Origin of the sequence: Pelistega suis (assembly GCF_013133795.1) — a bacterium.
Taxonomy (GTDB): domain Bacteria; phylum Pseudomonadota; class Gammaproteobacteria; order Burkholderiales; family Burkholderiaceae_B; genus Taylorella; species Taylorella suis.
This window is the reverse complement of sequence record NZ_JABGBN010000015.1, coordinates 1-5,562: the sequence shown is the minus strand read 5'-3', so window position 1 is coordinate 5,562 and position 5,562 is coordinate 1. Positions and strand designations below refer to the sequence as shown.

Below are 5,562 nucleotides of genomic sequence, written 5' to 3'. Positions count from 1 at the left end.
ATAATCACATCCTGCTGAAATTGCTTTCCTTTAAAATGACTCATCGTCATTCCTCCTGCTATCTTTTTCTATTATTCTACCTTATTTGATAGTAGATTTAAAACTTTGCAACAGAACCGTATAGATTCTCCTTGTCGAGAGTTGATGGAACGAGTAAAGCAATGTGAGCTAAACTCAAAAATACAGCTATAGTGTTTGGCTGTATCTATCGCCTTAGCAGACTGTGTAAATGTCACGGGAAAGGGATTGAGATGTTCTAAGTTATATATCTCCCCATCAATGGTTATTTGAGAAAATTTAGACATACATTACCATCTTCGTAAAGCTTGATCATCAACAGTAAAATCAATTTCTAACTTATTTAATATTTTTGGTAAAACTTGATGAATAAGTCGCATTCCTGTTAATAATTCATTCATATAAATATCAGGGTGTAATCTATATTTATTCAGCCCTAGAGATTCTGCTTCTGCGTTTACTCCTAGGCTGTCATGGTCATCATAGATTAAATCTAATAATTCTGCTCTTAGCGGAATATTAAGCTTGAAAGCAAAATTTTTGATTTCAAGAATGAGCTCTTCACAGGTTCTTAATATTTTGCGTTGGAAAGTCGTGAAGTTAGGTGTCAAATTGTTATGATGTAAATCCAATTTTGTTACTGCAATAGAGAGAATATAGTCTTCTAAGCCAGTAATATTGTCGCTAAAATCGTCATATTCGTAGTGATTGTTATCTAGTTCATAAATATAAGCTAAGTAGAAACCGTAGACATCTGTGTAGGCCTTTAAAATTTGATAGATAAGATCGAAAAGAGGAATTTTTTCTAGAAAATCAAAAGCATAGATGTCATTTTGAGGACTATTCTCTGAAGTAAAGTTATCATCTACAGATTTTTGAAGGTCTATTTCTACAGGGAATTCGGTAGGTAGTTTAACGCCTAATTGCTTTAGTATGTGAAGTAAGTCAGCACAGATTATTTCTGGCTCTTCTATCAATGGTTCTGTACGGTAACCTGTTTCTGCTGATTCATAAGCAAGATCAGCTAGATAGATAATAATTTTTTCCCATTTTAAATAATTATCATATGAATGGCAGTATAAGATGTTTTCCGCTTGGCTAGAAAATTGTAACCAAAAAAAATATTAGTTCGATTCAATGGAGGTTCCTTCAGTTTTCTGATGAAGCGCGGAGGTGGCTCAACCTGCGAAAAGAAACGAGTTGCTATGGACTTGCACCGGTTGTGTTCCGGTCTATCTGTCCTGAAGCGCGGTGTCCGGAATTTCAGGTTTGTGTCTCTACAAAGACTAACTATCAGAAAAACTCATCGAGCATCAAATGAAACTGCAATTTATTCATATCAGGATTATCAATACCATATTTTTGAAAAAGCCGTTTCTGTAATGAAGGAGAAAATTCACCGAGGCAGTTCCATAGGATGGCAAGATCCTGGTATCGGTCTGCGATTCCGACTCGTCCAACATCAATACAACCTATTAATTTCCCCTCGTCAAAAATAAGGTTATCAAGTGAGAAATCACCATGAGTGACGACTGAATCCGGTGAGAATGGCAAAAGCTTATGCATTTCTTTCCAGACTTGTTCAACAGGCCAGCCATTACGCTCGTCATCAAAATCACTCGCATCAACCAAACCGTTATTCATTCGTGATTGCGCCTGAGCGAGACGAAATACGCGATCGCTGTTAAAAGGACAATTACTAACAGGAATCGAATGCAACCGGCGCAGGAACGCTGCCAGCGCATCAACAATATTTTCACCTGAATCAGGATATTCTTCTAATACCTGGAATGCTGTTTTCCCGGGGAGCGCAGTGGTGAGTAACCATGCATCATCAGGAGTACGGATAAAATGCTTGATGGTCGGAAGAGGCATAAATGCCGTCAGCCAGTTTAGTCTGACCATCTCATCTGTAACATCATTGGCAACGCTACCTTTGCCATGTTTCAGAAACAACTCTGGCGCATCGGGCTTCCCATACAATCGATAGATTGTCGCACCTGATTGCCCGACATTATCGCGAGCCCATTTATACCCATATAAATCAGCATCCAGGTTGGAATTTAATCGCGGCCTCGAGCAAGACGTTTCCCGTTGAATATGGCTCATAACACCCCTTGTATTACTGTTTATGTAAGCAGACAGTTTTATTGTAACATCAGAGATTTTGAGACACAACGTGGATTTGTTGAATAAATCGAACTTTTGCTGAGTTGAAGGATCAGATCACGCATCTTCCCGACAACGCAGACCGTTCCGTGGCAAAGCAAAAGTTCAAAATCACCAACTGGCCCACCTACAATAAAGGGGTCGTTTGCGGGAGAGGGCGAAATCCTACGCTAAGGCTTTGGCCAACGATATTCTCCGGTAAGATTGATGTGTTCCCAGGGGATAGGAGAAGTCGCTTGATATCTAGTATGACGTCTGTCGCACCTGCTTGATCGCGGCCGCGATAGCTAGATCGCGTTGCTCCTCTTCTCCATCCGCGTTCCAAGCTGCGGAAAGGCACCCATAAGCGTACGCCTGGTCGAGCAGGCGACGCGGATCGACGTCCAGCGCACGAGAGAATGCGTCCGCCATCTGTGCAATGCGTCTAGGATCGAGACAAAGGTCGTCTCTGTCAGCCGGATCGTAGAACATATTGGCGGCGCCAAAGCCCACTTCACCGACCAGACCGACGGGATCTATCACCAGCCAGCCGCGACTGGAGAACATGATGTTTTCATGATGCAGATCGCCATGTAGCCCACGCAGTTCCGAGGCATTGCTCATCATTTGATCGGCTATAATCGCCGCGTGGACGTAGTCAGTTTGACAACCTGCGTTTTGATCATCGCGCGCCCGCTGAAACAAAGCTGCAAAGCGATCCCGGATCGGGAGAAGGGCAGAAGGCAGGGGTTCCTCAGATGCGGCATACAGCTTCGCCATCAGTTCCGCTGCAATTTCGGTCGCCTGGTAGTCGCCGTGCTCGGCAACGATGTGAGAGAGCATTCGCTCCCCGGCATATTCGAGCAACATCAGATTGTTCTCACGACCGAGCAACCGGACTGCTCCCCTCCCATTGCGCCATACCAGATAGTCGGCCCCGCGCAGTTCATCAGCAATGTCTTCTATAGGTTTCAATCCCTTGACGATTGCAGGAGTCCCGTCTGGCAATGAAACTTTCCAAACGAGGCTGGAAAAGGTGTCCGCAATGAGAACAGGTTGCGAAACGTGCCAATGAGCAGGAAAAACAGGCGGCATGAACATCAACCCCAAGTCAGAGGGTCCAATCGCAGATAGAAGGCAAGGCGTTCGCGGTCGGGGGCTTCGATCCCCAATACATTGAATAGGACAGCGAAGGCGCGCTCTGCTTCATCTGGCGCTGCCCAGTTCTCTTCGGCGTTAGCAATCATGAGTGCCAAATCGGCATAGCGATCTGCTGTTCCGAGCCGCCCAAGGTCGATCAGACCCGTGCATTGAAGAGTTTTAGGGTCCACCATGAAGTTCGGCATGCAGGGATCACCATGGCAAACAACCATATCGGTGCGCTCTTGGTCGAGCCGCACCGGTAGCTCTCGTTCGACACGAGCCAAAAGATCGAGCTGCGGCGTACTCTTGTCCTCGTCCGGTAAGAAGTCGGGATTGACGGCATTGCGGGACACCACATCAACGGCGCGTCCGAACATTCGCGACAGCCTGCGCTCAAACGGACATTGATCAACCGATAGGCTGTGAACAGCGCCAAGTTGCTGCCCCATTGACGGCCACGCTTTGAGCAAATCCGCTCCAGACAGATCAGCCGCCGGTACTCCCGGAATTGCCGTTATCACCAAGCATGCACCCTCCTGTTCCTCCTGCCAGTTGATCACCTCGGGGCAAGCCACACCTCGACCTTTGAGCCAAATGAGGCGGTCACGCTCTCCAGCGAGCTCACCGCGGCGGGAAGCAGGTGCGATTTTCGCGAAGGCATGCCCGTCACCACGTCGAAAAACAAAATCACCGGATTCTCCGCCTCTGACAGGCAACCAGTCAGAATGCGATTCACCAAAAAAAATATTAGTTCGATTCAATGGAGGTTCCTTCAGTTTTCTGATAACGAATTCTTGCGGTTTCTTTCAGCGCCGCCAATACCGCCAGCCCGTCGCGCAAGGGGCGCGGCTCGTGTGTGCGGATGAAGTCAGCTCCACCTGCGGCGGCGGCAAGCTCTGCAGCGAGTGTCGCGGCCCCGACATCCCCCGGACCACGGCCTGTGAGCGCGCGCAGAAAGGATTTGCGCGAAACAGACAGAAGCACCGGCAAATCGAAGCGCAGCCGCAATTCATCGAACCGCGCCAGCACCGAGAGCGAGGTTTCGGGAGCAGCCCCCAGAAAAAACCCCATGCCGGGATCAAGGACAAGGCGGTTGCGTTTGATACCGGCACCCGTCAGCGCCGCGATGCGCGCGTCAAAGAACGCCGCAATGTGATCCATGATGTCGCCAGCGGGTGCCTCGCGCCGATCTGCCTGCCCGTCTTGCACCGAATGCATAACGACGAGTTTGGCAGATGATTTCGCCAATTGCGGATAGAACGCAGCGTCTGGAAAACCGCGAATATCATTGAGATAGGCCACACCACGCGACAAGGCATAGGCTTGCGTCGCGGGTTGATAACTGTCGAGCGAGACGGGAATGCCATCTGCCTTGAGCGCGTCCAGCACCGGCGCGATACGCGCGATTTCTGTGTCGGACGAAACAGGCGCAGCGTCGGGATTGCTGGATGCCGGACCGAGGTCGATCACATCTGCCCCCTCGGCCATCAGCTTACGCGCCTGCGCAATGGCTGCGTCTGGCGCCAGATACCGGCCTCCATCGGAGAAACTGTCCGAGGTTATGTTGACGATGCCGAAAATGATGAGCGATTTATTCATGGGGGCTTCTATAATAATAATCGAGCATGAGTCTCATACGGATGCTCGGGTCGAAAGGGAATCCCCAGGCGAGTAACCTGTTTGCGGTGATCCATTAGCTGCAGGAGCAGAATAGCATACATCTGGAAGCAAAGCAAGGAAAGCGGCCTATGGAGCTGTGCGGCAGCGCTCAGTAGGCAATTTTTCAAAATATTGTTAAGCCTTTTCTGAGCATGGTATTTTTCATGATATTACCAATTAGCAGGAAAATAAGCCATTGAATATAAAAGGCTAAATTGCTAGACTTTTGCGCTTAAATTCGCCAAAATCTGTTTTTTTGTTCTACAAACAAATTATCCGAATTTCCGCGCAATGTACGTTTCAGGCTGCCTGAAATGCGTTGCGCCCCACACAAAACCTTGTTAATAGGAAATATTGAAAATGGATTTACGCAAATTAAAAAAACTGATTGATTTGGTTGAAGAATCAGGAATTGCCGAGATTGAAGTTACCGAAGGCGAAGAAAAAGTCCGCATTACGCGCACCGTGGCTGCGCCGGTTCTGTTGCAAAGTTTTAAATCTACTATCAAATAAGGTAGAATAATAGAAAAAGATAGCAGGAGGAATGACGATGAGTCATTTTAAAGGAAAGCAATTTCAGCAGGATGTGATTAT

Annotated in this window: 5 protein-coding genes and 2 pseudogenes; 2 read left to right on the top strand and 5 right to left on the bottom strand. The window is 47.5% G+C overall.

What is annotated here, in order from left to right; all coding sequences use genetic code 11:
• Window positions 1-308: 308 nt before the first annotated feature.
• Window positions 309-995 carry an XRE family transcriptional regulator gene (locus HKX39_RS10490; protein WP_171681270.1) on the bottom strand — a complete coding sequence of 229 codons (687 nt, stop codon included), beginning with the start codon at window positions 993-995 and terminating at the stop codon, window positions 309-311.
• A gap of 316 nt (window positions 996-1,311) precedes the next feature.
• Window positions 1,312-2,127: an aminoglycoside O-phosphotransferase APH(3')-Ia gene (aph(3')-Ia, locus tag HKX39_RS10485; RefSeq protein WP_000018321.1), complete on the bottom strand. Its 816-nt coding sequence runs from the start codon at window positions 2,125-2,127 to the stop codon at window positions 1,312-1,314.
• A 104-nt stretch (window positions 2,128-2,231) separates the two neighbouring features.
• Between aph(3')-Ia and HKX39_RS10700 the strand changes: the two are divergent.
• A pseudogene (locus HKX39_RS10700) lies at window positions 2,232-2,333 on the top strand (IS5/IS1182 family transposase); the annotation flags it as partial.
• 97 nt (window positions 2,334-2,430) lie between these two features.
• Here HKX39_RS10700 and HKX39_RS10480 read toward each other — a convergent pair.
• Genes HKX39_RS10480 through sul2 form a run of 3 tightly spaced genes read right to left on the bottom strand, consistent with a single transcriptional unit; the run spans window position 2,431 to window position 4,908 of the window.
• Window positions 2,431-3,267 carry an aminoglycoside O-phosphotransferase APH(6)-Id gene (locus HKX39_RS10480; RefSeq protein ID WP_000480968.1) on the bottom strand — a complete coding sequence of 279 codons (837 nt, stop codon included), beginning with the start codon at window positions 3,265-3,267 and terminating at the stop codon, window positions 2,431-2,433.
• A complete protein-coding gene (gene aph(3'')-Ib, locus HKX39_RS10475; protein WP_001082319.1) occupies window positions 3,267-4,070 on the bottom strand; it encodes an aminoglycoside O-phosphotransferase APH(3'')-Ib in 804 nt (267 codons plus the stop codon). Before aph(3'')-Ib ends, HKX39_RS10480 begins: the two co-directional genes overlap by 1 nt.
• Entirely contained in the window at window positions 4,057-4,908 is an 852-nt protein-coding gene (gene sul2 / locus HKX39_RS10470) for a sulfonamide-resistant dihydropteroate synthase Sul2 (RefSeq protein WP_011270145.1), read from the bottom strand. The genes aph(3'')-Ib and sul2 overlap by 14 nt, the downstream gene beginning before the upstream one ends.
• A 420-nt stretch (window positions 4,909-5,328) precedes the next feature.
• Between sul2 and HKX39_RS10465 the strand changes: the two are divergent.
• Window positions 5,329-5,460: pseudogene (locus HKX39_RS10465) on the top strand (acetyl-CoA carboxylase biotin carboxyl carrier protein); the annotation flags it as partial.
• Window positions 5,461-5,562 lie beyond the last annotated feature (102 nt).

Excerpts from the sequence above, each read along its gene's own strand:
- HKX39_RS10480 (WP_000480968.1), bottom strand. The coding sequence starts at position 3,267 with ATGTTCATGCCGCCTGTTTTTCCTGCTCATTGGCACGTTTCGCAACCT.
- sul2 (WP_011270145.1), bottom strand. The coding sequence starts at position 4,908 with ATGAATAAATCGCTCATCATTTTCGGCATCGTCAACATAACCTCGGAC.